This window comes from Hominifimenecus sp. rT4P-3 (assembly GCF_051055405.1).
Lineage (GTDB): Bacteria > Bacillota > Clostridia > Lachnospirales > Lachnospiraceae > Pseudolachnospira.
The window spans coordinates 2,645,673-2,670,799 of record NZ_CP167068.1; the positions used below are offsets into that span (position 1 = coordinate 2,645,673).

Here is a 25,127-nt window from a genome sequence, read left to right on the forward strand (position 1 = left end):
CCCTCTAGTTTTGCTGCATACTGGACAATTTTGCCGCCTGATCCGCCGCAATCAAACTGTCCATGATTTCAAACAATTCCCCGTCCATCACGGCGTCGATCTTATAAAGGGTCAGTTTAATCCGGTGTTCCGTCACCCGCCCCTGAGGGAAATTATATGTGCGGATCTTCTCGGAACGGTCTCCGGTACCGATCTGGCTGCGCCGTTCCGCCGCCTCGGCATCCTGCTTTTTCTGGCGCTCCAAATCAAGCAGACGGGAGCGCAAAACTTTTAGCGCCTTATCCTTATTTTTTAACTGAGACTTTTCATCCTGACAGGAAATCACGATGCCAGTCGGAAGGTGGGTCAGACGAACGGCCGAGTCCGTCGTGTTGACGCACTGGCCGCCGTTTCCAGAAGCGCGGAACACATCAAATTTGCAGTCGTTCATATCGATTTCCACATCCACTTCTTCCGCCTCCGGCATCACCGCCACCGTGCTGGTAGAGGTATGGATACGTCCGCCGCTCTCTGTCTCCGGCACTCGCTGTACCCGGTGTACGCCGCTCTCATATTTCAGCTTGGAATAGGCTCCCTGACCGCTGATCATGAAAACCGCCTCTTTAAATCCTCCGATGCCATTTTCATTGACGCTGATCAATTCCACTTTCCATCGGTTCCGCTCCGCAAAACGGCTGTACATCCGATAAAGCTCTGCAGAAAACAAAGCCGCCTCGTCGCCTCCGGCTCCTGCGCGGATTTCCATAATTACATTCTTATCGTCATTGGGGTCTTTGGGCAAAAGCAGGATACGGATCTCCTGCTCCAATTTTTCTATCTGGCTCTTTGCTTCCGCCAGCTCTTCTTTTGCCAGCTCCCGCATCTCCTCGTCTTTTTCTTCCTCCAGGATTGCCAGGCTGTCTTCCACGTCCTGCTTGGCTTTTTTATAGCTCTGATATGCCTCCACCAACGGCGAAAGATCATTTTGTTCCTTCATCAGTTTCCGAAACCGCTTCGGGTCCGAGGTAACGTCCGGCGTGGAAAGCTCGGCCTGAAGTTCCTCATAGTGAACCAGAATATCCTCTAATCGATCTAACATGTCCATTCTCCTGTTACTACTCTATCTTTTCCGGCCAAATCCGGAATCACCTCTAAGCAGCGGTAGCCTTGTTCCTCTAAAATACCCCTCACTGCTTCCGCTTGATTCCAGCCGATCTCCCAGTAAATTTTTCCACCGGATACCAGATAGGATTTTCCTTCCTCTGCCAGCCTCCGGTAAAAATACAGCCCATCCGCTCCACCATCAAGGGCCATACGCGGATCAAAATCACGCACTTCCGGCATCAAATCGTCCATCTCCCCGCCAGGAATATAAGGAGGATTGGAGACGATTAAATCAAACTTTTGTTCCGGAAGAGCCTGAAATAAATCCCCTTCATAAAAGGCAATATCGCACCCATGGTCGCTTGCATTTTGTTTCGCCACCGCCAAAGCCGCCGCCGACAAGTCGGACGCCGCCACCTGAAAATGCCCCAAAACGGACAAGCTAACCGCCAGGCACCCAGAACCCGTGCACATATCCAGCAGACGGAGTCCTCGTCCATTCGGATAATCCTTTAACACACGCTCCGCTAAGATCTCCGTATCCATCCGAGGAATCAAAACATCCGGGCTGACTCGAAAAGACAATCCCATAAACTCTGTTCTTCCCAAGATATGCTGAAGAGGAATCCGTTTTTCCCTTTTTGCAAGCATTTCTTTATAAACAGAAACAAAACACGGCTCTGGCTCTTCCTGCGCCATCAACAGATAGCGCCCGCGATCCATCCCTGACGCCGCTTCCCACAAAGAAAAGGCATCCCACTCGGCATCCGGCACTCCGGCCTTCTGCAGAACCGCCGCGCCCCATGCGACCCATTCCCGGCAAGTCACGGCTTTGCCTCTGCAGCCAGAGAATCTTCTGGAAATGTCAAGCCAAATTCCCTCTCCTCATACTCTTTCCAGTCAAAAACAGCCTCCACAGCTTTTATAGCCACCTCGATCATATCATCCTCCGGCTCCTTGGTGGTCAGCCCCTGCAGCCAGAGCCCTGGACGGCTTAGGATATTGACAATACAGTTTTCACTGCTTCCGGCTAAGCGGATAAACTCATAAGCCGCTCCCGCGATAAAGGGAACCAGCAAAACACGGCTTAACATCCGCAGCCCAATATGATCGATACGGATAAACATAAACACCAGAATACTGATCAGCATCACCAGCAAAAGAAAACTAGTCCCGCAGCGTTTATGCTCCTTGGAACTTTTCCTCACGTTTTCTACGGTTAACGGCAATCCATGCTCGATACAATTGATGCACTTGTGCTCCGCACCATGGTACATATACGTCCGTTTGATGTCTTTCATCAGCGCAATCAACGCCACATAGGCAATAAAAATCGCCATGCGGATCACCCCTTCCAACAAAGCGATCAGAAAAGGGGAGGCCGTCCAACGACGGAACAAATTTGCCACAGCCACCGGCAGCACCATGAAGATACCAATGGACAGAGCAATTGCCGCCACCACCGCGATGGTCATCATCAGCTTGTCCAGCTGCTCCGCCGATAGATGACGTTCCAGGAAAGACTTCTTTCCCTCACTTGTTTCTTCTTCCTCCTCATAGAAACTGGCGGAAAAAGTCAAACATTTCATGCCCAGAACCAGAGAGTCCACAAAACGAAAAATCCCTCTTAAAAAAGGGACTTCCATCCACCGGCGTCCCTTTGTCATCCCCGGATATTCCTGAATATCCAGTGCAATTTCTTGGTCTGGCTTCCGCACAGCCACAGCATATTTAGCGCCATTTTTCATCATGATGCCTTCTAACACAGCCTGGCCGCCAATTCCGGATGATTTCATCCTTCACCCTCCTAATAAGAAAGAATTTCGCTTGGCGAAATTCTCGCGCCGAGCGCGGCCGCCATCGGCAACATCTTCCTTTCGCGCTCGTGTGCATCCTTAGCGGAGCACTTTTATTCACTAGGAAATTTCCTAGTGAATAAAAAAGGCTGAGGCTTCCGGGACCTCCCCAACCTCAACCTTTCCGCATATGTCCAATTCTTAATTGTTCGCAATGCCGTACTTGCGGTTGAATTTATCGATTCTGCCGCGGGCCGCCGCTGCCTTCTGCTGTCCTGTGTAGTAAGGATGGCATTTGGAGCAAACTTCTACGTGGATCTCCTCTTTTGTGGAGCCGGTCACGAACTCATTCCCACAGTTACAAGTCACCTTGGCCTGATAGTATTTGGGCTGAATATTTTCCTGCATGACGATCACCTCTCTATTCCTATTTTCATGGGCGGAGCAGCGATGCCCTGCCCCTTTTTTTCTACAGTCTCCTGCTGTCAACTAGAACAGCGAAAAGTATTATAGCATAGTCGCTAAGGAAATGCAAGCCTTAGAGCCGCAATTTCTCAGCAATTTTCTCTATTTTCTCTTACTTCATCCAACGCTTCCCGGCCTCTACCACACGCTTTACAGGCTTCATCAACACCAGGCAAACTACGGCATTGCCAGCGCAATGGAGCACGTCAAAAGGAATTCCCATGATCCAATACGCCACCCCGCCGGCAAATCCTGTCAAAAAAACGTTTGGAATCGCGCATAACAGACCAAAGGCCAGGCCAAAAGCCCCGCTAAAAATACTCCACAAAATCAACGACGTATTTTTGCGAAACAGCAAGGTAAAAATCGCCAGAATACTCCAGACATACAAATAATTGATCCACCACAAACCGAGTCCATAGACCAATCCTTCCAAAAACACAAAGGTATAAATGATCAAAAAAACCTGACGTCCGTAGACCAACGTGTAAACGATAATCAGCAGGGATACCAGCTCAATATTTGGCAAAAAGCTCAAACCGATCTGCGCGGCAAAAAGGATTGTCGTCAGATAGGTCAATGTAACCAACCGGCGTACCTGCATCATCAATACCCACTGGTAAGAGTCAGTTCGTACTGCGCTCCATCTTCAAGCGGCGTCTGATCCGCGGAGGTCAGCAACGTTTCTCCATTTTTGGTGATACACCACCATTCCTGTTTTGAGGCATCCACAGCTTCCCCGTCCACCGCCTCAATAAAAATTCCATATGCCCCCTGTTCTCCGGTAACCCGCTCTTTTTCCTGCAGCAATTCGCCCAAATATTCCAAGTCTGTCTGATAGGTATCTGTCTTCGACGAGCCATCCCGGTAGGTAACCAAAAGCACGATTTCCTTTTCTCCCTCGCTGCTTCCCGGCTTCTGCCACAGATAGATGGCCAAAACGGCTAGTATCACAACAAGCAAAGCGCTCGCCGCCAAAAAAATTTTTTTCTTGGAAGCCTTGTTCTCCATCCTCTTTTTCCTCTTTCCAGAGCTTATTTGTGTTCTTCCCTTCTGTCGCGATACTTTCCGTTAATAAAGATAAACACGACAGGTCAGGCTTTAAAAACGCATCTTTTTCGCCATCTGAACGAATTCCCGATTGTTCTTGGTTCGAGCAAATAGATCCAAAATATGCTCCACCGCATCCTCTGATTTCATCCCGTTCAACGCCTTTCGAAGAATATAAACGGCTTCATATTCTTCCCGTCCCAAAAGCAAATCATCCCTTCTCGTACCAGATTTCAAAAGATCAATGGCAGGGAAAATCCGCTTCTCCGAAAGTTTCCGGTCCAAAACCAATTCCATATTGCCGGTACCTTTAAATTCCTCAAATACCACGTCGTCCATCCGGCTTCCAGTATCTACCAAAGCGGTGGCTAAAACCGTCAGACTTCCGCCCTCTCTCATATTTCTGGCCGCTCCGAAAAAGCGTTTTGGCATATGCAAAGCCGCCGGGTCCAAACCGCCGGAAAGCGTACGGCCGCTGGGAGCCACCGTCAAATTATAGGCGCGAGCCAAGCGGGTGATGCTGTCGAGAAGAATAATCACATCTTTCCCATGCTCTACCAAACGTTTTGCTCTCCCCAATACCATCTCCGAAACCCGTTTGTGGTGTTCCGGCAGTTCGTCAAAGGTCGAGTAGATGACTTCTACGTTTTCTCCCGTAATGGATTCTTTCATATCGGTTACTTCTTCCGGACGCTCGTCAATCAACAAAATGATCAGGTGCATGTCCGGATGATTGGTCGTAATCGCCGTGGCCACCTGCTTCAGCAAAGTGGTCTTACCAGCCTTCGGAGGAGATACGATCATTCCACGCTGTCCTTTTCCAATCGGGCAGAGCAAATCTACCACCCGCATCGGAAGCTTTCCGCCGGGCATCTCCAAATGCAGCCGAGAGTCCGGGAAAATCGGGGTCAGATCTTCAAAATTCTTCCGTTTCTCCGCAACAGAAGGGTTCTCTCCGTTGATTGACTTTACATAAAGCAGGGCTGCAAACTTTTCCTGGCCGGTTTTAATCCGGACCGACCCGCTGATAATATCGCCTGTTTTCATATTAAAGCGGCGAATCTGGGAAGGAGAAACATAGATATCATTTTCCCCTGGCAAATAATTTTCGCAGCGGATAAAACCAAATCCATCCGGCATGACTTCCAAGATACCATGAGCAGACTCCCCGCTGTCTAAAACGTTGATATCATCGACTGCCGCGGGACGGGGAAAGCTTTCTTCTTCCAGACGCGGAGAATATGTTTCGCTCCGCTCATAGGTGTTGGTATTCTCCGGACGGGAAACCATAGTCCCGGATTCCATGGACGCTCCCGTTCCTTCCATATCGCTGCGGAAATGATTTCTCCCGTTTTCCGGACGGAACGTACTTCCCTCTCCCTCATTTCGGAAATTACTTTTTCCACTCTCGTGGCGAGCGTCCCGCTCTCCCCGGTAATTGCTCTTTCCATTCTCATTCCGTTGGAAGGAAGAAGAATACGGTCTCTGGGAGGATGATTCCGGATGCCTTGTAGAACGCCCAGCAGAATTGTTCGAATTCTGTGGACGGCGGTTCGTCCGTCCCGGTAACTGCTGCCTGGCAGGCGCCGCGTTCCGATTTCTTTGCTGCGCTCCATTTTGTCCGGAAGGAATCGGCGCAGACAAAGCAGCTTCCTTCCCAGCACGCTCAGAATCCGCGCGCGCTAATACTTCAGCCAATTCATTCTTCCGGAGTCCACTGACGCCCTTTAGCCCCCGTTTTTTCGCGAGCTCCCGCAATTCCGCCAATGGCTTTTCTATATAGTTTTCCTGCATATACAAGACTCCTCTAAATAATTATTTTTGGGGGAAAGAAATTCAGAATGCTTTGAATCTTTTCTCATTCGACTAGATCTATATCAGAACATGTTATTATCTTAGCACATCATATCCAAAATAGGAAGTTCTTTTTTCCATTCCAGTCCAATTTTTCCGCATTTTTCTTTCCTTTGTTTTTCCCTTATTTTCGATAATTTTCTTGATTTCAATCGCAGAAATTGTTATGATGTATCCGAATGCTGCACTATATCAAGAAAGAAGGAAAAATTGTTATGACTTTGGACGAAAAAGCCCTTTCGCTCCATGATGAATGGAAAGGTAAACTGGAAACCACCGCTAAATTAAAAGTAGATTCCCGTGAAGCCATGTCCCTTGCTTATACTCCCGGCGTTGCCGAGCCTTGCCGCGTGATTGCCCGGGACCCGGAATCCGTTTATCGATATACCATCAAGCAGAACACTGTCGCCGTCGTTTCTGACGGCAGTGCCGTGCTCGGCCTGGGCAATATTGGAGCCGCCGCGTCGATTCCCGTTATGGAAGGAAAATGCGTTCTCTTTAAAGAATTTGGCGGTGTGAACGCCTTCCCGATCTGCCTGGATACCCAGGACGTAGATGAAATCGTAGAAACCGTTGTCCGCATTGCTCCTGTTTTTGGAGGTATCAATCTGGAGGACATCTCCGCTCCCCGCTGTTTTGAGATTGAAGAGCGGCTAAAAGAGCGGCTAAATATCCCTGTATTTCACGACGACCAGCACGGCACCGCTATCGTGGTTCTGGCCGGCATCATCAATAGCCTGCGCGTTGTCGGCAAGAAAAAAGAAGACTGCCGCATTGTTGTCAACGGGGCTGGTTCCGCTGGCGTAGCCATCACGAAGCTTCTTCTTCGCTACGGCTTTCCTCATATTACCATGTGCGATAAGAGCGGAATTCTACATAAAAATGCAGAAGGCTTAAACTGGATGCAGGAAAAAATGATGGAGGTAACGAACCTCACGGGCCAAACCGGAACCCTGGCCGATGCGATGAAAGGCGCGGATATCTTTGTCGGCGTCTCCGCCCCCGGTATCGTCACAAAAGAGATGGTAAGTACGATGAATTCGGACGCTATCATCTTTGCCATGGCCAATCCGATTCCGGAGATCATGCCCGACGAGGCGAAAGCCGGCGGCGCGCGGATCGTCGGCACCGGACGAAGCGACTTCCCGAATCAGGTAAACAACGTCGTGATCTTTCCTGGAATCTTTAAGGGCGCTTTAGAGGGCCGGGCGACTGCAATCACAGAAGAAATGAAATTGGCTGCCGCTACGGCGATCGCTGATCTGGTTCCGGAAGAGAAACTGTCAGAAGATTTCATTTTGCCGGAGGCCTTTGATCCTCAGGTATCTGAGCTTGTCAGTCAGGCTGTAAAACGTTACATTTGAGAAGGAGCGCCGCCATGCTTTCAGATCCCTTGACTTTGTATAAGCTGATGATTTTGTACCTGCTGAAACAAGCGAAGTTTCCCTTGTCCAATTCTCAGCTTTCCGAATTCTTCCTGGAAAAGGAATATACGACTTATTTCACACTTCAGGAAGCGCTGAATGACTTATTAGAGGCCCATCTGCTGACCCAGGAGATTATACGCAACAGTTCCCGCTATGAAATCACGCGGGAAGGCGAAGAAACGCTCGTATATTTCGGAAGCAGTATCTCGGAAGGCATCATTGAGGACATGGATCAATTTCTGAAAGAAAATAAAATCCGCCTCCGCAATGAAGTCGGCACCGTCGCGGATTACTATAAATCCACAACAGGAGATTTTATGGTAGAATGTGAGGTCCGGGAAGGAAAAAGCACGCTGATCAAACTGGAACTGGCCGTTCCCAGCGAAGAACAGGCGGAATTGATGTGCGACCGGTGGCAGGATGCCAATCAAACGATCTATGCCTTTTTAATGAAAGAGCTTCTAAAAGAATAACATTCCATTGCCCGCAAACTTTTCTCCTTTGACTGATTCCGGAAAAGTTTGCGGGCAATTTATCTGTTAAATCAACGGAGCAAAAATCCGAACCACTTTCTGCACCAGACGAACAAAGGCAGTGTGTTTCATGTTCTCTAAAGTCAACTCTAGGCTATGCTCATAAGTCGCCTTGATATCCTTTCGGATCTGTTCCAGGCACGGGGTATGATAGAGCAAAACGCCGCACTCAAAATGGTGATATAAACTCCGATAATCCAGGTTTACCGTCCCAACCGTCGCCAGTTTGCCATCGCAAAAGAACACCTTTGCGTGCAAAAATCCCGGTTGATAACAATAAATTTTTACTCCCTGCCGCATCAAATGGGGAAAATAGGACTCTGCCACCCAGCCAATAATTTTGTGATCGGACACGGCTGGAATAATCAGCCGTACATCTACGCCACGTTTGGCCGCAAGGCAAAGCGCCGTCACCATTTGATCGTCCAAAACCACATATGGATTTAAAATCTCGATGGATCCCTGGGCGCTATGCAGCATGTTCAAATACACGTTTTCTCCTACATTTTCATCATCCAAAGGAGAATCGCTGTAGGGCTGAACAATTCCATTTCCGGAAAACTCCTCCGGATGGTACGTATGAGGACGGTACTGTTCAAAGTTTTCGTCCGTAGGCCGAATCCCGTTCCACATGGACAAGAACATCATCGTAAGCCCCCACACCCCTTCGCCCCGAAGTAAAATTACATTGTCCTTCCAATAGCCGAATTCGCTGGTTTTATTGATATATTCATCTCCCAGATTAATGCCGCCTGAAAAACCGGTATGCCCATCGATCACCAATATTTTTCTGTGATCCCGGTGGTTCATCACGACGGACAAAAAAGGGACAAAGCGGTTAAAGGCTTCGCAGCGGATTCCCTCCGCTTCCAACTGTTCCCGGTATTCATAGGGCAAATAGGTCAGGCTTCCCACATCATCGTAGATCACCCGTATATCCAGCCCTTCCGCTGCCTTTCGCTTCAAGATCTCATGGATTTTTCCCCACATTTCCCCTTCTCGGATAATAAAGTATTCCAAAAAGATAAAATGCTTTGCCTTTTCCAATTCCTCCAGCATGGAAGGAAATCCCGCTTCTCCGGAGGAAAAATAGGTTACTTCCGTATTTCTGTATGGCGCATATCCCGCTGTTTTTTGCAGGTAATGCATTTGCCCCGCCGCTGCCTTATCCTCATGCGCCACCTGTTCCAGAACTTCCTGCCCGGTAGGCGCTAACGTCCATACTCGCTCCGAAGCCCCTTCCAGCTTTTTCCGTAGTCCTCGCGTGGGCTTTCTCTGATAAAGCAGGAGATACATCAATCCCCCCAAAAGAGGGAACAGCAAAATCGGTACTGCCCATGCCAATTTGGAGTCGCTGTTCATATCCGTACTGATCAGCTGGACGACAGCTATGAGGCTGATGAGCCGTAAAAGCAAATTTGCAATGGTAGAATAATCTGTCAATCGGTACATAAAAATCAAAACCCAGGCGATCTGCAGGGCAATCAAACAGCCGACGATCAAGATGCGGGAAAGTACTTTACTTAAGATCTTTTTCATGGGGACACCTCGCTAACGTTAGTATAGCGGATGAAGAAAAGATTTGCAAGAAAAAGGGAGAGAGCAGGACGTTTCAACCCAAACTCTCTCCTCTTCTTTTCCGGCCATTTTTACGCTCATAGCATCCCGCTTACTGATAATCCGATTTTAATCCCAAGGTAATACTGAGATTTTTCTCCACGTACTGTCCTTGCTCCAGACGCTGCACCGTAACCGTCACCACAGTACCACCCGGATAATAGGCAAGCAGTTTGTTCAGATCGTCATAGACGGAAATCTTTTCTCCTTCGAATCCCGTGATGATATCCTGATTTTGCAAACCGCCTTGGGCTGCCGGGCTCCCTTCTTCCACCGAATACACCAAAACTCCGCTCGGAATTCCATAGGCGCTGGTGTAGCTGCTGGACAGGTCTTTCAGCTGAACGCCCAAATACGGATACTCTTCATCCGGTACTTTCTGACGGGGTTCCTTCGCCGCAAGCTCATTAATGATATCTTTTGCATGGGAGATCGGGATAGCAAATCCCATTCCTTCCACTTCGCTGTCCGTATATTTTGCCACATTGATTCCAATCAATTTGCCGTTCATATCAATCAAAGCGCCGCCGCTATTGCCAGGGTTAATCGCAGCGTCTGTCTGAAGCAGCGTCATCTTCATGCCGTCTGTCGTCTGAATTTCACGGTCAATCGCGCTGATCACACCGCTGCTGACCGACTGGCCCATTCCCAGTGCATTTCCGATAGCAATCACGCCCTGACCCAGCCGCAAAGAATCCGAATCGCCCAGTTCCATCTTTGTGATTCCACTTTTAGTTTCCTCACTCAGGGATTCCAGCATCACGCCAACCACCGCCAGGTCGTTTTCTGAATCCGTACCCTTGATATATGCGTCGACGGTACTGCCATCGTTAAATGTCACCTTTAAGGAATCGGAATCCTTTACTACATGGTTATTGGTTACGATCCACAGTTCCGTACCGTTATCCCCAATGATGATGCCAGATCCGGCGCCGCTCACCTCTCTCTGACCACCATTTTGGCCAAAGAAATATCCGTAGTAATCGTTATAATTATTGTAAATCATTGTGCTGGTGATGGCGACTACGGAAGGCATGCTGGCTTCCACCACATCCGAAGCATCCGTCACCATTGCCTGGCTGTTGCTGTTGCTTTTCACCTGCCCGATTGGAACCGCAGATTCTGGTGCTCCGGTTTCCGGCGCTTTGGTTGTCTCCGGAGCGGTCGACGTTCCTTGCGCCACCTGCGGCCGGTCTCCGCTTTCCATGATGCGGTTGATGCCCCAGGCCGCGCCGCCAATAATCGCACATATCAGAAAAATTCCAATTGGAATTCCAATGATTTTTCCCCAAGGCTTTTGCTTTTTCGGTTTTTTTGGAGGCTGACTGTCTCCATACCCCTGTCCACTCTGATACGGATTCTGATAAGATTGGCTCCGATAAGGTGCTTCCTGATACGACTGCCGTCTTTCTTCTTCCCGACGCGGAACAAAAGCCTTTACCGTCTCTCCTTCATAATCCGAACTGTTCTTCTCATTATCCCACTGTTCGTTCATATCTGACACTCCTTTCAAGGACGTTTTTTTTTCGGTGATGAGAAAGAATTTCTTGGCCAAACAAGGAATTTCTCAGATCGTTATTCGATTCGATGGGCAATTCCGAATGAATTTCCATCGAATAAAAAGCCTGCTTGACTCTTCCTCTTTGTGATGATTCGAGTTTAGCAGGCTTTTGTGATGAATTTGTGTAAAGTCAGTTAAAAAATTTTGAAAAGTTTACTTGTGAGACTGGCGGTACTCATCGATATAATCGCTGATCTTTTGCACCGTATTCGTCGGAGCATAATTCTTCGTTCCATAAAGGAATTCATGAAGCTTCGCCACATTATCCGTCAGGTGGTAATAGTAGACATAGGCAGGCCCCTTATCTTCCTGATCCCGATACATCTGGTCAAAGGGAATTCTGGTATTCTCCCCCATCGTATAGTCTCCGACATCTAACACCAGTCCCAAAACATCCGTCAAAGAAAGATTAGTGGAAATTCCCGGCATAATCGTCTCACAGATGTCTTCCAGCTCGCCAAGGCTTAAGGTCTTCGCTTTCGCCATCATAGCGGCTATCACCGTGCGCTGCCGCTCGGCGCGGGTCAAATCATGATGCCCTACGCTTCGAATCCGCGCGTAGGTTAAAACCTGTACGCCGTCCAGGTGATACATCAAATTATCCGCGTCTTTCACCTGATCCGACTCATAACCGTCGTTCACATCCACATGCACCGAATCCAATCCTGTTACACTGATTACCTCGTCGATATAGTTGTTCAGCGCCTTCACTTCCGCAGAAGAAAGTTCCAAATCCAAACCGTCCATCATGTTTACCGTATCGGCTACCGCTTTCCAGTTCACCGTCACGTACTGATCGATGGTCAAATCCAGGTTTCGGTTGATGGTCTGAATCGCTTCCTTCACGCCGTACTTGCTATAGATGTCAGTCAGCTTGTCGTGCTTTCCCTCTGTGGTCTCAAAGAAAGAATCGCGCAAAATGGAAACTAGCTTAACTTCCTTGGTCTCATTGTTAATGCAGGCAATGATATCCGTATCCGCATTGGCCCCTGGTGAAGTCAGGTTTTTATTGCTCCTGGAATCCACGCCGAACAAAAGAATCGTGGTATATTTTTCTTTTGCCTGCTTGACCGATTCCGGAATGTTCTCGTTGGTCTGGATCTCTTCTCTCCTAAAATCCGTCGGCTTCTCCACCTTGTCCCAAAGATTCTTCACATAGAAAAAACCAAAAGCCGCTACTGCAACAAGCAATAACAGGATCACTTCCACGACAACCAAAATAATCTTTTTCTTACGCTTTTTCCTTCTAGCTAGTTCTCGGCGCTCTCTGGCGCCTCGCCGGTTCGAGTCATCCATATAGGACCGGCCCCGCTCTTCCTCTCCCGGATAGACACGCCGTGCGCGGCTTGTTCCATTATAAGAACCAGCCGAACGGGAACTGCGTGGGCGCTCGTCTCTGCTTCCATAAGAGTTTCCGCTGCGGGAATTGCGTGGACGAGGTTCTTCGGTGCGGGGACGTCTCGGACGGTCGCCGCGATACCGTTCATCTCGATTTCCCATGAATATCTCTTCCTCTCTTTATTTCGTAGCTTTCCAAATAATATCTTTTATCATACTCGATTTTTCCAGAAAGTTCAATCCGATTTTTCTTAAGAAAATCATACAAATATCGGTACAAATCAAAGGGAACGGCGGAAAAGCCGGCGGAATTCTCTATCGCAATGAAAATAAACCTGCCAAATGGCAGGCTTATTTTCAACGCAAAATGCTTTAAAATAAGATTCTTAGGAAAACTCCTTGATTTTAAAATCCTCCGCCTGCTCCTTCTCAGATCGGCATAATTCCCAGTACAATGGCCGCGGCGATCGCAATCAAATTTGTAATGCTCTGCACTCGAACCGCCGTTCCAAAATAGTGATTGGAATCGGTTTCCAAAAGGGAGCATCCCAAAAAGTTCGCCGGGTTCATCGGAGTGGAGCCGGTTGCCAGAGTCAAATTGATGATGAAGGGGGCAATCATAGCCAGACCAGTAAATCCAAAAGGAGCGCCCACAGTTACTAACACTGGATACAACATGGTAAACACGCGGCTCGGCACATAGCGGATGCAGACCACGCACACGGCCAGCAAAATCACATGCATATAGCGGGCCAGGAAGCTAGGGAAATAGGCCACCGTAGCATCGCCTAAGGCCGTCACCATTCCCGTATCTGTGAATACCGCCAGGTAAACGCTAATACCAATCATAAAAAGGAACAGTCCCATAAATTGCTTCCCGGCTTTCTCCACCAGAGGCCCGAAGTCCTTGGGATAGTTGACCAAAATCATATAAGCAGAGCCAATCATAAACAGCAAATATGCAGGAAGCTTAAAGACTAAAAGACCAGCCATCAACGCCAGAAATACCAACAAATTTGGCCAGAGCAGATGAGGACGCGTCAATTTTTTCTTCTCCGCCTGTGCCTCTGCTTCCTGGGCCTCCTCCAGGCCGTCCACAGTCAAAAACAAACTTCCATGTTCCTTTTTATGTTTCCACGCCATGTAAAACCACTGGAACAAAATGCCGGGAGCCATACAGATGGCAGCTTTGGAGGCTGCTGCTGAGAGCTCTGTCGGTTCACAGCCTAGAACCACAGAAACATTTAAAACGCCTGGGCTCCAAGGTAACCACATCATAACGGCCAATGCCGTCTGAACCAGGATAAAACAATACTCCCGGGTTAGCTTCAGCTTTTTATAAAGAGGAAGCAGGACAGGGAAAAGTACCAGGTAAGTCACAGAGATCTGCTGCGCCAGAGCGCACAGAAGGCCAAGAGCTGTAGTCAGCACCATCAAGGCAATCACATTCATACGGGTGCCAAAGGGTTTAATCAGCACATTTACAACCGTCTCAAAGAGACCGGTTTCAATCATCATCGTAAAGTAAATGAGGGCAAACAGTAACAGAAAACCAGCCGACGCCATGGTTTCGTTGAGCTTTGCCAAAATGGAGGCGCTGATATCCGGCAGAGAATATCCCAGGCACAAGGCCGCAAGGATCGGGATAATCATCATCACTAGATATATAGGAACTCTTTTTTGGAATGTAGCCAGAACAAGCAGTAAAACCATCAAAATTGCGATCAACGTTACGTTCATTTTCTCTACCTCTCTCGTTATTCTTTTCTATCGGTACGGCTTCATGTGAAACTCACGCTGAAAAGCCGCAGCCATCATATCATGCAGCAGATCGCTGTAGGGATGGGGAAACCGGTTATAGCAGTGGCCCACCCGTGCCGCACAATAAATCTCACACTGAACGCCATGCTCCAAAAGACGGTTCGCGTAGCGAAGCCCATCATCCCGCAAAGCATCGTATTCCGCCACCACTACCATATGAGGCTCCAGGCCAGCCAGATCCTGACAGTTCATCGGGAACGCATAGTAAGGAGCCATGTAGCCGTTGTATCCGCCCAAATAGCCTGGCTCCGCAAACAGTTGGGGCGTAGCCTTACCCACCTTATAGTCGTACCACTGATGATATCCTACGGTCTTGGTAAAGTCCACGGACAGTGGAGGACACACCAAAGCGGTGAAAACAGAACGCGGACCACCTTGATCTCGGCAGTACAAAGACAGCCCCTCCGCCAGATTTCCTCCAGCGCTGTTGCCGGTAAGCCCGATCCGTTCCGGATCCCCTCCCAGTTCTGCCGCGTGCTCAAAGATCCAGCAGAAAGCATGGTAACAGTCCATCAGTGGAATCGGATAGACAATCCCTTTGCCGTCCACCAGACGGTAGTCCACAGTAATGACAATGGCTGGAATTCTCTCTGCCAGGGCACAGCAGCGGAAGGTGTCCAGCTCCAAATCTCCCTGCCTCCAACCGCCTCCGTGCAGACTCATAATAATAGGAGCCTTTTCCCCCGCGTCTGCCGGTGTAAAGATTCGGATTTTACGCTCTGTCCCCTCCTTATCTACCGGAATCATCCGGTCTTCAATCTTCATCCCCTCAGGGATCTCAAAATTGTCCGCCAAACGGTTCAGCTCTGCCTTTGCCGCCTGAATCTCCGGCGTATTTTCTTTTCTGGCAGCCAGCATGACTGACTCAAAGCCAGGGCAAGGGTTACAAATCATAGTACGTTCCTTTCCATTCCGAAAATCTTTGCGCGCATTTTCTTATTTTCATTTATTTCCGCTTGTACCATGTACCCGGCATGGCCCCGCTCCAGGCCGGTATCATGTCTTTCGATATTATATCAGAGTTTATTCCGCTTATTGATTCTTTCTCCACATGAGGTTATAATAAAATTGCATAAAGAATCATTTGTTTTGTATAACAAATGGACGTTTTTTGTCCCACGATATAGAATCTAGGAAAATCTGCGATGAATGCCAAGAATCTCTTTGAGGAAGTAAAATGGATATCTTTCAGATACGATATTTTCTTGAATTGAAAAAACATGAGCACATGTCCGTAACCGCGGACCTTCTGAATATCTCCCAGCCCGCGTTAAGCCGGAGCATCGCCGCTCTGGAGGCGGAGCTTGGAATTCAGTTGTTCGACCGGCTTGGAAAAAGAATTAAGCTGAATCGAAATGGAGAGGAGTTCGCCAAATATGCAGAAAAAGCCCTTCGTTTTCTGGATTACGGCGTAGATGCGGCTAAAAAGGTACATTATGAGATAACCGGCCAGATCACTCTCCTATGTTATGCCTATGCTCCAGTCTTTCACCCCTGCCTGGCAGCTTACGCCAAGCTGAATCCTTATGTACATTTTATGGTCAGCCAATTTGCACTGGGGGAGAGACTGAAGCGTTCCGAGTCGCCGGACTTTATCCTCTGCAGTTCCAGCGGCGCCCTTCCTTTCAGCCAAGAGCAGTTTTGGATCTCAGAGCCCCTGGCACAGGAGGATTACCTGCTGGCTGCCTCCGCCAGCCTCCTTCCACCGCAGCCAGGCCGTACAAGCCTAGACCTGGCTGAGCTTAAAGATTATCCCTTTATCACTCTGACCCATAACTCCATCTTTTACCGGGATATCACCTTTCTTCTTTGTCAGAACGCTGGATTTTTTACTAAGAGCCCCATTCAGGCGGACAGCTATGACGCACAGCTAGATCTGGTCCGTCAAGGCCTGGGCCTGGCCATCCTTCCGGCCAGCTATATCCGCTTCCTGGAATGCCCAGATTCCGGTCTGGTTTTTTATTCCCTGGAAAACTGCCCCTACCGCCATACCCTCTCCCTGCTTCGCCAGAGGAAAGCGCTGATGACAGAGGCAGCTCTGGACTTCTGGGATTTTGTATTGGATTACTACGGGAAGGCGCCGGACAGCCGGGATTAAAGCATCTTTTTCAAAATCTCCCGGATCTTCCCCGGATTTGCTTTTCCTTTTGCCTTTTTCATGGCCTGGCCGACCAAAAAGCCAAATGCTTTTTCCTTTCCATTCCGGTAATCTTCCACCGGCTGTGGGTTTTCCTGAAGCGCCTGTTTCACCATATCCCACAGCTGTTCTTCATCGTCCATAAGGCCAAGTCCGTGTTCCTCCACATAGGCTTCCGGGTCCACGTCCCGCGCAAAAATCTGTGCAAAAACATCTTTTGCCGTCGTGCGGTTGATACGTCCTTCTTCCACCAATCGAATCAGCGCCGCCAGATGCTCTGGCGAAAACGGCATCTCATCCCGTTCCACTCCTCTGTCTTTCCACAGGCGCATAGTCTCTCCGATAAGCCAGTTAGCGGCTTCCTTGGGCTTTTGACATAGCGAAACCGTTTTCTCAAAAAATTCCGCCGTCTGCCGGGACTCTGTCAAAAGATCAATATCATAATCAGAAAGACCATATGTCTTTTGATAGCGTTCTCTTTTTTCTTCCCGCATTTCCGGTATTTTTTTTCGAATTTCCGAGATCCACGAATCGGTCAGCACCACCGGCGGCAAATCGGGTTCCGGAAAATATCGATAATCCTTGGCGTCTTCCTTGGAACGCATTGGATAAGATTGCCCTTTTGCTTCATCCCATCGTCTCGTCTCCCGTCTCACACACCCGCCGCTCTGAAGAATTTCCGCCTGTCTTTTCGTTTCATGTTCAATCGCGCGGGAAATTGCCCGGAAGGAGCTAAGATTTTTCATCTCTGTCCGAACGCCAAGCTCCGAGGAACCAGACTCCCGCAAAGACAAATTCACATCGGCCCGCATAGAACCTTCCTGCAGTTTACAGTCTGAGGCGCCTAGATATTGAATCGTCATCCGCAGCTGCTCCAGGTAAGCGATCACTTCTTTTGCTGACGACAAATCCGGCCTGGAAACAATCTCAATCAACGGCACTCCGCTCCGGTTATAATCCACCAAAGATCCCTTGCCATCTTCTTCATGGATCAGCTTCCCCGCATCGTCCTCCAAATGAATCTCATAAATTCCAACTCGTTTTTTTCCAAACTCCCCCCGAATTTCCAGATACCCATCCCGGCAGATCGGAAAGTACAATTGAGAAATCTGGTAATTTTGCGGGTTATCCGGGTAAAAATAGTTCTTCCGGTCAAAGAAGCTGACCCGCGTAATCTCACAGTGAGTGGCAAGTCCTACCGCCACCGCGTGCTCTACCGCCTTTCGGTTTAACACCGGCAGCGCCCCCGGCATTCCGGTGCAAACCGGGCAGACATGGGTATTCGGAACTCCCCCGAAAGCCGTACTGCATCCACAAAAAATCTTCGACTTTGTGGAAAGTTCTACATGGACTTCCAATCCGATCACCGTCTCATACATCTTCATCGCGCTCCCCCCTTTGACATGGGCATTCCAGCTTCATAACCGCATCCTGATAACAGGCGGCAGCGGCGAAAAGCAGTTCCTCCCCGAAAGGCGCGGCCATCAGCTGAATCCCCAAAGGAAGGCCCTTCTTCGATAAACCTGCCGGTAAACTGACTGCCGGCAGCCCAGCCAGATTTGCCGCAACCGTATGAATATCTCTTCGATACCGTTCTAACGGCTTCTCTAGGCCAAAACCAAGAGCAGGCGCAGAGGAAGGAGCCGCCGGGCCTAAAATCAAATCGTAATTTTGAAAAATATCGCGAAATTCCTGCCGGATTCGCGCCCGCGCCGTGCAAGCCTTCCGATAATAGTCCTCATAATGACCCGCGCTCAGCACAAACGCGCCTAAAAGAAGCCTCCGCTTTACTTCCGTTCCAAACCCTTCCCCTCTGGTCTTTCGATACATCTCATGAAAATCCCCGTATTCCTTCGCCCGCATCCCATATTTCACGCCGTCAAATCGAGCTAAATTGGAGCTTGCTTCCGCGCAGGCAATCAAATAGTAAGCCGAAACTCCATAAGCAGCCGTCACCGGCAGATGAATGTTTTGTACTTCCGCTCCCAAAGCGCTCATCTTCCTGGCCGCGGACTCCACTGCGGCAGCCATCTCCGAATCTGCCTCTTCTTTCAGCCACTCCTCCGGAATACCAATCCGTTTCCCAGAAAGTCCGTCTTTGGGGAACGCCGCAAGCCTTCCCCTCTGCCGCGGTACCGAAGTGCTGTCCTTCCTGTCCCAGGCTGCCATCGCATCCCAAAGCAAGGCGCAGTCCCAAATATCCTGCCCAATCACACCGATCACATCTAAAGAAGAAGCATAAGCCACCAACCCATATCGAGATATACTTCCATAAGTTGGTTTCCATCCGGTCAGTCCGCAAAAGGCGGCCGGTTGACGCACAGATCCTCCCGTATCGGAGCCTAACGCAACTGGTGCCAGTCCGGCGGACACCGCAGCCGCTGAACCACCCGACGAACCGCCCGGCGTATGCCCAATGTTCCAGGGATTTTTCGTAGGCCCAAAGGCGGAAGTCTCGGTCGTGCTTCCCATGGCAAACTCATCCATGTTTGTCTTCCCCAAAATTATCATGCCTGCTTCTTTTAATCGCTGCACTGCTTCCGCATCATAAGGGGAAATAAAATTTTCCAGAATCCGGGAAGCGCAGGTCGTCCGCATGCCCTTGACGCAAATATTGTCTTTTACGGCAATGGGAACTCCCGCCAAAGGGCTATTTTGTTCCCCTTTTTCGATTTGCCGCTGTACTGCTTCCGCTTGGCTTCGGACTTTCTCCGGGTCCACCGTCAGATAACAGCCGTACCTAGAATCTCTTTCTGCAATTTCCGCCAAATAAACATCGGCCACCTCCCGCGCCGACCATTTTTTCTCCCGAATTCCACTGCTGATTTCCCGAACTGTCTTATTCTTCATGGCGCTTCTCCGTTCCGATTGTGCGCGGCACATGAAAGTATCCGTCTCGTTCTTCCGGCGCATTGCCAAACAAACTCTCTCTTGTGAGGCCTTCTTCCACTCGATCCTCGCGAAGAACAGCAGGGCTGTTTAAGACTTCTTCACCAGCCGGTTCCAACTCTTGGATTACCCGCGCATATTCCAGAATCTCTGAAAGATCAATTTCTGCCTGTTCCCGTTCGCTTTCTGTCAAATTCAGCTGGACCAAAATTTCCAGCTCTTCTATCATCTTCTGACTTACGTGTTCCCTCATTGCATCCAGTTCCCCCACAAAATTCCTATACAACAAATAAAAACCTTGGCCATGCGCCGCCGGATTCGCCGGAATAGACGCAGACAGCCAAGGCTTCCTATCTTTCTACTCTATTTCTTTCTTCTCTTCCACTGCCTTCCGTTGACAAGCGCTTACATCGCCAGCGCCAAATACGGTCTTATAGATGGAAAGCGCTTCTTATACATGAAACTCGCCGGTAAAGACTTCGGTAGCCGGGCCGCACATATCGATATGGCCATCCTCTTCATCCCAACGAATCTGGAGGGTTCCTCCCAAAAGTTTGACGTCGGTCCTGGTATCGGTATATCCCGCCAAAACGCAGGCCGCAGCGGTAGCGCAAGCGCCAGTCCCGCAAGCCATGGTCTCCCCAGAACCGCGCTCCCATACACGCATACGAACGGTCCTCGCATCCACCAGCTGCACAAATTCTACGTTCGTCCGATCGACAAACCGCGGATGGTTTTCAATCAGCGGCCCGTACTTTTGAATATCCAGTCCGCCTACATCCCCCACAAAGAATACGGCATGAGGATTTCCCATGGAAATCGGAATCACCCGCCAGGTTTCCCCCAGTACATCCAAAGGCTCAAAGATCTGATCCAATGACAGCGACTCCTTGGAAGAAGGCGTCACCTCCAAGTTCATTCCATGGCTGAGCAAGACCGGCTTTCCCATATTCACCGTAGCAAGCCGTACTTTCCCATCTTTCACCGTCAATTCAATGTGCTTTACTCCTGCCAGCGTCTCGATCTTCAGCGCCGTCATATTCGTCATACCATGATCATACACATATTTCGCCACACAACGAATCCCATTGCCGCACATCATCGCACGAGATCCATCTGCATTGTAAATGTCCATTCGGAAGTCCGCAACCTCCGACGGTTCAATCAAAATCAAGCCATCGGAACCAATCCCGAAATGCCGATCGCTGACCAATTCCGCCAAACGTCCTGCATCTATCGGAAGCTCCTCTTCCAGACAATTTACATAGACATAGTCATTTCCAATTCCGTGCATTTTGGTAAACTTCATACAGACCGCCTCCCAGATAAATCTCCTTCTCTAATTCCTCATCCGTTACGCTTCTTTTTCTTCTGTCACAAGCGGAATATTGTCTTCAAAACGAACCTGCTTGCGATATATCTCCGGTGGGAACATCCGGTGGTACAATTCATTCAGCTCCGCTTTTAACTCTTCATCCGTTCCATCCTTCTGGCACGGCAAATACATCACCTGATATCCAACGCCAAAAATTCGAGAACGAATCTCCGTATTCCGCAAGCCATTTTTCTGATAAAACTCAATCCGTCTCTCTCGAACAGCGCGTTCCTCTAAACTCACTGCCTCATCCGGCCGTTCCACTTCAAAAAAGAGGCCCGATTTCTCTTTATAATGCCGGCCAATCATTTTCAAAAACCGGCTTCCATATCCGCTGCCGCGCTTTTCTTGAAGCACTGCATAATAATCAAGGAGGCAAAATTCTCCCCCATTTACAAAAAATGCGTAGCCTTGCAAGGCTCCATCCTCATACAATCCATAAGGCTCATAATAGCCTTCCTTTGTCATATTCTGAATTCTTGTTAGAGGCTTCAGCTCTGCTTCCGGAAAATCGGCTTTCATATAATTGTTGTAAATCACCTCTATTTCCCGGCCGAACAGGAAATGCAGTCCGTCTCTCATCTGTTTACTCCTTTTAACGTTTTTTCTGCTCCACGAAATTGAGCCCACAAAATAGTTTTTTCTTCCTCTCTCACTCGTAGTTTCGATAAAAAAGAACTTTTACCTGTCGAATTCTTTTATCATATCATACGTCTTTTATTTTGTCCATAAAATGCAGAAAATAAAATCAAAAATGCAAATTATTTCCTGTTTTTGCCAAAATCTATAATATTAAGATTCAACTGATCGATCTCTTCTCAATCCCTTTTTCCGTAATCTGGATTTTTCCTTCCTTTAAAAGATGACCGACCGCCCGTTTAAAAGCGTTCTTGCTCATCTCTAATTCTCTCTTGATCGCTTCCGGCTCGGACTTATCATGGAGCGGCAGGATTCCGTCGTATTCCAGTATGGCCTGCCATACGCGTTCTGCATCCGAATCCATCTGCGCATAAGCTTTCTTCCGGCAGCTTAGATCCAATTTTCCATCTTTACGCACTTGAAGAACTCTGGCTTCCACAAAATCTCCCGGCTGCAGTCTCGTATAAAGCTCCTGCTCCGGAATCAAGCCAAAATAGCGGTTCTCCACCGCCACCAGAGCGCCAACGCCCTTCTTTATCTGATAGACAGTTCCTGTCACCGTATCATTTTTTTGATAAGGAGATTCATCACTTAAATATGGATAAATCTTCATAGTCGCACAAAGCCGCTCGCTCTTATCCACATACAGCGCTACCAGTACCTGCTGGCCAGACCTTAACTTTCCCCGCTGTTCTTTAAAGGGCAGAAACAGATCTTTGATCAGCGCCCAGCGCAAAAACGCCCCGATCTCCGTAACCTGGGACACCGGCAGCACTGCCAGCCCCCCTACCTCAAGCCCGGTCTGCTTCGTCGTAGCAATCAAACGATCCTCGGAATCTTTATACAAAAAGACATCCAACGTATCTCCCGGTTTCGTACCGGCCGGCACTTCCTTCTTTGGCAGCAGGACGGTTCGGTCTGACTCTGGCTCTCCCAGGTAAACTCCGATGTCTTTTTCTTTTACTACGGTTAAAATCTGTCTTTTCCCTAACTCCATTTTATCCTCTTTCTAAATCCCCACGGGCAGACGCCACCGCATAAGGCTTTTTGTTCTCATCGCAAAGCGCCACCACCGTCCAGCCGTCCCGTTCGCCGACCCAGGGATAAATCACATCCCCCAGCCGCGCCGCCTTTTTATACTCGATACGAAACTCCCGCACGTCTCCCGCCGGAATATACTCTACCGCCATCCGCACATACTGGCCGTTATTAACATGATTATTGGTATCCAACTGAATCCGGCGCACCGGAAACGGCGGGAGAAGCTTCATCGAATCCGCCAAGGGGATCTTCCTGCTTTTGGCATAATCCATCTCGATAGCCTCATCCAGCCCATAAGCTAAAACCAGGTCTTTCGGCGGTCTTTCTGGCCGGCCTTTTTTTGCATCGTAATAAAACCACAGGGAATCCGCCTTTGCCAGAGAGTCTCCCTGAGCGGAAAACATCTCAAAATTTCTCTTTCCCATAAAAAGTTCAAATTCGTAGGGCCGCGTCTCAATTTGAATTTCTTCCCCCATCCGCGGATATTCTTCGATCACCACCTGCCAAAAGCTCATCAGCCAGGCACAGTCCCTTTCCTGCAAATAATCCAGCCCCACGCCGATATCCTCGGAGTGAAATGTGCTGCAATCCTGAAAGTAATTGATCAAAGCCGGCAGCGTCAGCCTTCCATTTGGACCGACCTCGCTGAACCGGACTCTCTCCGCTCTACGATACATAAACTTCCTCCTATGTTACGAAGAATTTCCTAATCGAGTAGGAGGCGGTGACTAGCCGCCGTCCTCTCACAGCACCGGACATACGGTTCTCGTATCCGGCGCTTTCAATAGTTGACGTGCACTGACTGATAGGCGGTGGCTAAATCATAAAAGCCACTGTTTATCAGTCTTTCTTTTGTCATTGCCATATTTATGGCAACTGTATGTGTGGTGAACCAATAGCCTCGGCGACTGTTTCCCGCCTGCCATGCCAAATCCTTCTCCAACCCCATCTTGATTAGGTTTCGCACTTTTGTCTTTGGTTTCTTCCATTGTTTCCATATACACATACGTATTCTGTGATAGAGCCATCCGTTAATGTCATCTATGTTGTTCTTCATGCTCGCTATTCCGTAATAGTTTAGCCATCCCCTCGCAAATACCTTGATTTTCTCAAGGCTTGGCTTAATGGACTGTACCGATTTACGGGAAGATAAATCTTTCAGCTTCGTCTTAAACTTCTTCCATGACTTTGCATGAACCCGGACATAAATGCCGCTCCCGTTCCTTCCCAATGCAAAACCAAGAAACTTAAAATTTCGGATTGCAAACACGCTCACAGTGCGACTTTTCTCCCGGTTGACTGTTAATTTCAGCTTTTCCTCAAGGTACTTTGTACTGCTTTCCAAAAGTCTTTCTGATGCCCGTTTGCTCTTTGCGAGAAGCACAATGTCATCTGCATATCGAACGCACGGAACACCTCTATTTAAGAACTCCTGGTCGAACTCGTTGAGGTAGATATTCGCTAGTAACGGAGATAAATTTCCTCCCTGTGGCGAGCCTTCCTCTGTGTCGATGACCACTCCGTTCTCCATTATTCCACTTTTCAGGTAGCGTTTAATCAGCTGTATTACACGCTCGTCCTTTACATTCTTCCGCAAAAGATTGATAAGTATTTCGTGGTTGATTGTGTCGAAGTATTTCGATAAGTCCAGGACTACCGCAAATGTACAGCCCTGCTCTGCATACTCTTTCACTTTTAGTATCGCTTCTTTTGCGCTTCTGTTCGGGCGGTACCCGAAACTGCCGTCCGCAAACAATGGCTCATAGATTGGCACTAACTGTTGCATTATTGCCTGTTGGAGTGTTCGGTCTATCACGGTTGGTATGCCAAGCTTTCGCACACCACCTTCCGGTTTCGGAATCTCAACACGTCTCACTGGAGACGGAGTGTACTTCCCCCTGTAAATCCGGTCGGTCAGCTCCTGTTGATGTTCCTTTAGGTACGGAAGCGCTTCCTCGACAGTCATCCCATCGATTCCTGGCGCCCCCTTGTTTGCCTTCACTCTCTTATACGCTCTGTTGACGTTATCCTTATGTAGTATCGCTTCCAAGAGCTTTGGCTGTGCACTGTCTCTTTCTTTCCATATCCGATTGAATGACCTTGACGCTTCCGCATACCCTTCGTGTTCCGCACTGTCTCTTTGCGGACAGCCATTGTTTTCCAAGTTTTCTGTCATATACAGTCATTCCTCCTTTCCCGGTCATACTCAAGACTCCCACTGATTCGGTCCTTCATGAAAAAAAAACTTCACTACTATGACCTCTGCTGACTTCTGTGCGTTCAGCATTGCCTTAAGCAATGGTTACCTCTTTCAAGGCATACCGCACAGACCTCCCCAGGTACCACACGTTTCCTCCTCTCCATCCATCTGCCTCATTTATCATGCATGATTCCGTGTAGTTATTGGGCTTCGACTTGGTAAGCAGCCTTACCCTCATGCATAACCTCATATGTGATTTCTGTTCGTCAGACCAGAGATTTGCCCGCGGGTTAGTAGGTTC

23 protein-coding genes are annotated in these 25,127 nt (G+C 48.8%); 3 read left to right on the forward strand and 20 right to left on the reverse strand.

Features of this window, described 5'->3' with window-relative positions; all coding sequences use genetic code 11:
- Positions 1 to 4 precede the first annotated feature (4 nt).
- The 7 genes from prfA to rho form a co-directional block, all read right to left on the reverse strand.
- Positions 5 to 1,078 carry a peptide chain release factor 1 gene (prfA, locus tag ACCC71_RS12170; protein ID WP_434309893.1) on the reverse strand — a complete coding sequence of 358 codons (1,074 nt, stop codon included), beginning with the start codon at positions 1,076 to 1,078 and terminating at the stop codon, positions 5 to 7.
- Positions 1,072 to 1,911, reverse strand: coding sequence for a peptide chain release factor N(5)-glutamine methyltransferase (prmC, locus tag ACCC71_RS12175; protein WP_434309894.1), 840 nt, complete (start codon positions 1,909 to 1,911; stop codon positions 1,072 to 1,074). Before prmC ends, prfA begins: the two co-directional genes overlap by 7 nt.
- The gene (locus ACCC71_RS12180; RefSeq protein WP_434309895.1) at positions 1,908 to 2,879 is read right to left on the reverse strand and encodes a DUF1385 domain-containing protein; all 972 of its coding nucleotides are present in this window, start codon (positions 2,877 to 2,879) and stop codon (positions 1,908 to 1,910) included. The genes prmC and ACCC71_RS12180 overlap by 4 nt, the downstream gene beginning before the upstream one ends.
- Before the next feature lie 201 nt (positions 2,880 to 3,080).
- Entirely contained in the window at positions 3,081 to 3,287 is a 207-nt protein-coding gene (gene rpmE, locus ACCC71_RS12185) for a 50S ribosomal protein L31 (RefSeq protein ID WP_434309896.1), read from the reverse strand.
- Between the two features lie 169 nt (positions 3,288 to 3,456).
- A complete protein-coding gene (locus tag ACCC71_RS12190; protein WP_434309897.1) occupies positions 3,457 to 3,951 on the reverse strand; it encodes a hypothetical protein in 495 nt (164 codons plus the stop codon).
- Positions 3,951 to 4,355: a DUF4430 domain-containing protein gene (locus ACCC71_RS12195; RefSeq protein WP_434309898.1), complete on the reverse strand. Its 405-nt coding sequence runs from the start codon at positions 4,353 to 4,355 to the stop codon at positions 3,951 to 3,953. Before ACCC71_RS12195 ends, ACCC71_RS12190 begins: the two co-directional genes overlap by 1 nt.
- A 90-nt stretch (positions 4,356 to 4,445) precedes the next feature.
- The gene (rho, locus tag ACCC71_RS12200) at positions 4,446 to 6,188 is read right to left on the reverse strand and encodes a transcription termination factor Rho (RefSeq protein ID WP_434309899.1); all 1,743 of its coding nucleotides are present in this window, start codon (positions 6,186 to 6,188) and stop codon (positions 4,446 to 4,448) included.
- A gap of 275 nt (positions 6,189 to 6,463) precedes the next feature.
- On the opposite strand from rho, the gene ACCC71_RS12205 reads away from it, so the two are divergent.
- Positions 6,464 to 7,612, forward strand: a complete 1,149-nt coding sequence (locus ACCC71_RS12205; RefSeq protein WP_434309900.1) for an NAD(P)-dependent malic enzyme — start codon at positions 6,464 to 6,466, stop codon at positions 7,610 to 7,612.
- Between the two features lie 14 nt (positions 7,613 to 7,626).
- The gene (locus ACCC71_RS12210) at positions 7,627 to 8,148 is read left to right on the forward strand and encodes a DUF4364 family protein (RefSeq protein WP_434309901.1); all 522 of its coding nucleotides are present in this window, start codon (positions 7,627 to 7,629) and stop codon (positions 8,146 to 8,148) included.
- A gap of 66 nt (positions 8,149 to 8,214) precedes the next feature.
- Here the strand turns inward: ACCC71_RS12210 and cls are convergent, their stop codons facing one another.
- The 5 genes from cls to ACCC71_RS12235 form a co-directional block, all read right to left on the reverse strand.
- On the reverse strand, positions 8,215 to 9,747 hold the full coding sequence (cls, locus tag ACCC71_RS12215) for a cardiolipin synthase (RefSeq protein WP_434309902.1): 1,533 nt from the start codon (positions 9,745 to 9,747) through the stop codon (positions 8,215 to 8,217).
- A 130-nt stretch (positions 9,748 to 9,877) separates the two neighbouring features.
- Positions 9,878 to 11,320 (reverse strand): S1C family serine protease, encoded by a 1,443-nt coding sequence (locus ACCC71_RS12220; RefSeq protein ID WP_434309903.1) that lies wholly within the window; start codon positions 11,318 to 11,320, stop codon positions 9,878 to 9,880.
- Positions 11,321 to 11,539: 219 nt separating this feature from the next.
- Positions 11,540 to 12,886, reverse strand: coding sequence for an LCP family protein (locus ACCC71_RS12225; RefSeq protein WP_434309904.1), 1,347 nt, complete (start codon positions 12,884 to 12,886; stop codon positions 11,540 to 11,542).
- Positions 12,887 to 13,153: 267 nt separating this feature from the next.
- On the reverse strand, positions 13,154 to 14,464 hold the full coding sequence (locus tag ACCC71_RS12230) for an SLC13 family permease (RefSeq protein ID WP_434309905.1): 1,311 nt from the start codon (positions 14,462 to 14,464) through the stop codon (positions 13,154 to 13,156).
- A gap of 27 nt (positions 14,465 to 14,491) precedes the next feature.
- A complete protein-coding gene (locus ACCC71_RS12235; protein WP_434309906.1) occupies positions 14,492 to 15,439 on the reverse strand; it encodes an alpha/beta hydrolase fold domain-containing protein in 948 nt (315 codons plus the stop codon).
- 283 nt (positions 15,440 to 15,722) lie between these two features.
- Between ACCC71_RS12235 and ACCC71_RS12240 the strand changes: the two genes are divergently transcribed.
- A complete protein-coding gene (locus tag ACCC71_RS12240) occupies positions 15,723 to 16,643 on the forward strand; it encodes a LysR family transcriptional regulator (protein ID WP_434309907.1) in 921 nt (306 codons plus the stop codon).
- Here ACCC71_RS12240 and gatB read toward each other — a convergent pair.
- The 8 genes from gatB to ltrA form a co-directional block, all read right to left on the reverse strand.
- A complete protein-coding gene (gene gatB, locus ACCC71_RS12245; protein ID WP_434309908.1) occupies positions 16,640 to 18,067 on the reverse strand; it encodes an Asp-tRNA(Asn)/Glu-tRNA(Gln) amidotransferase subunit GatB in 1,428 nt (475 codons plus the stop codon). The genes ACCC71_RS12240 and gatB overlap by 4 nt on opposite strands.
- Positions 18,054 to 19,532, reverse strand: coding sequence for an Asp-tRNA(Asn)/Glu-tRNA(Gln) amidotransferase subunit GatA (gene gatA, locus ACCC71_RS12250; protein WP_434309909.1), 1,479 nt, complete (start codon positions 19,530 to 19,532; stop codon positions 18,054 to 18,056). The genes gatB and gatA overlap by 14 nt, the downstream gene beginning before the upstream one ends.
- Positions 19,522 to 19,824, reverse strand: a complete 303-nt coding sequence (gene gatC / locus ACCC71_RS12255) for an Asp-tRNA(Asn)/Glu-tRNA(Gln) amidotransferase subunit GatC (protein ID WP_434309910.1) — start codon at positions 19,822 to 19,824, stop codon at positions 19,522 to 19,524. Before gatC ends, gatA begins: the two co-directional genes overlap by 11 nt.
- A gap of 198 nt (positions 19,825 to 20,022) precedes the next feature.
- Positions 20,023 to 20,880 carry a diaminopimelate epimerase gene (gene dapF / locus ACCC71_RS12260; RefSeq protein WP_434309911.1) on the reverse strand — a complete coding sequence of 286 codons (858 nt, stop codon included), beginning with the start codon at positions 20,878 to 20,880 and terminating at the stop codon, positions 20,023 to 20,025.
- A gap of 45 nt (positions 20,881 to 20,925) precedes the next feature.
- Positions 20,926 to 21,528 (reverse strand): GNAT family N-acetyltransferase, encoded by a 603-nt coding sequence (locus ACCC71_RS12265; protein WP_434309912.1) that lies wholly within the window; start codon positions 21,526 to 21,528, stop codon positions 20,926 to 20,928.
- Between the two features lie 217 nt (positions 21,529 to 21,745).
- Positions 21,746 to 22,582, reverse strand: coding sequence for a CvfB family protein (locus ACCC71_RS12270; protein ID WP_434309913.1), 837 nt, complete (start codon positions 22,580 to 22,582; stop codon positions 21,746 to 21,748).
- Position 22,583: 1 nt separating this feature from the next.
- Positions 22,584 to 23,303 carry an acyl-[acyl-carrier-protein] thioesterase gene (locus ACCC71_RS12275; RefSeq protein WP_434309914.1) on the reverse strand — a complete coding sequence of 240 codons (720 nt, stop codon included), beginning with the start codon at positions 23,301 to 23,303 and terminating at the stop codon, positions 22,584 to 22,586.
- Positions 23,304 to 23,407: 104 nt separating this feature from the next.
- Positions 23,408 to 24,802: a group II intron reverse transcriptase/maturase gene (gene ltrA / locus ACCC71_RS12280; protein ID WP_434309915.1), complete on the reverse strand. Its 1,395-nt coding sequence runs from the start codon at positions 24,800 to 24,802 to the stop codon at positions 23,408 to 23,410.
- Positions 24,803 to 25,127: the final 325 nt, after the last annotated feature.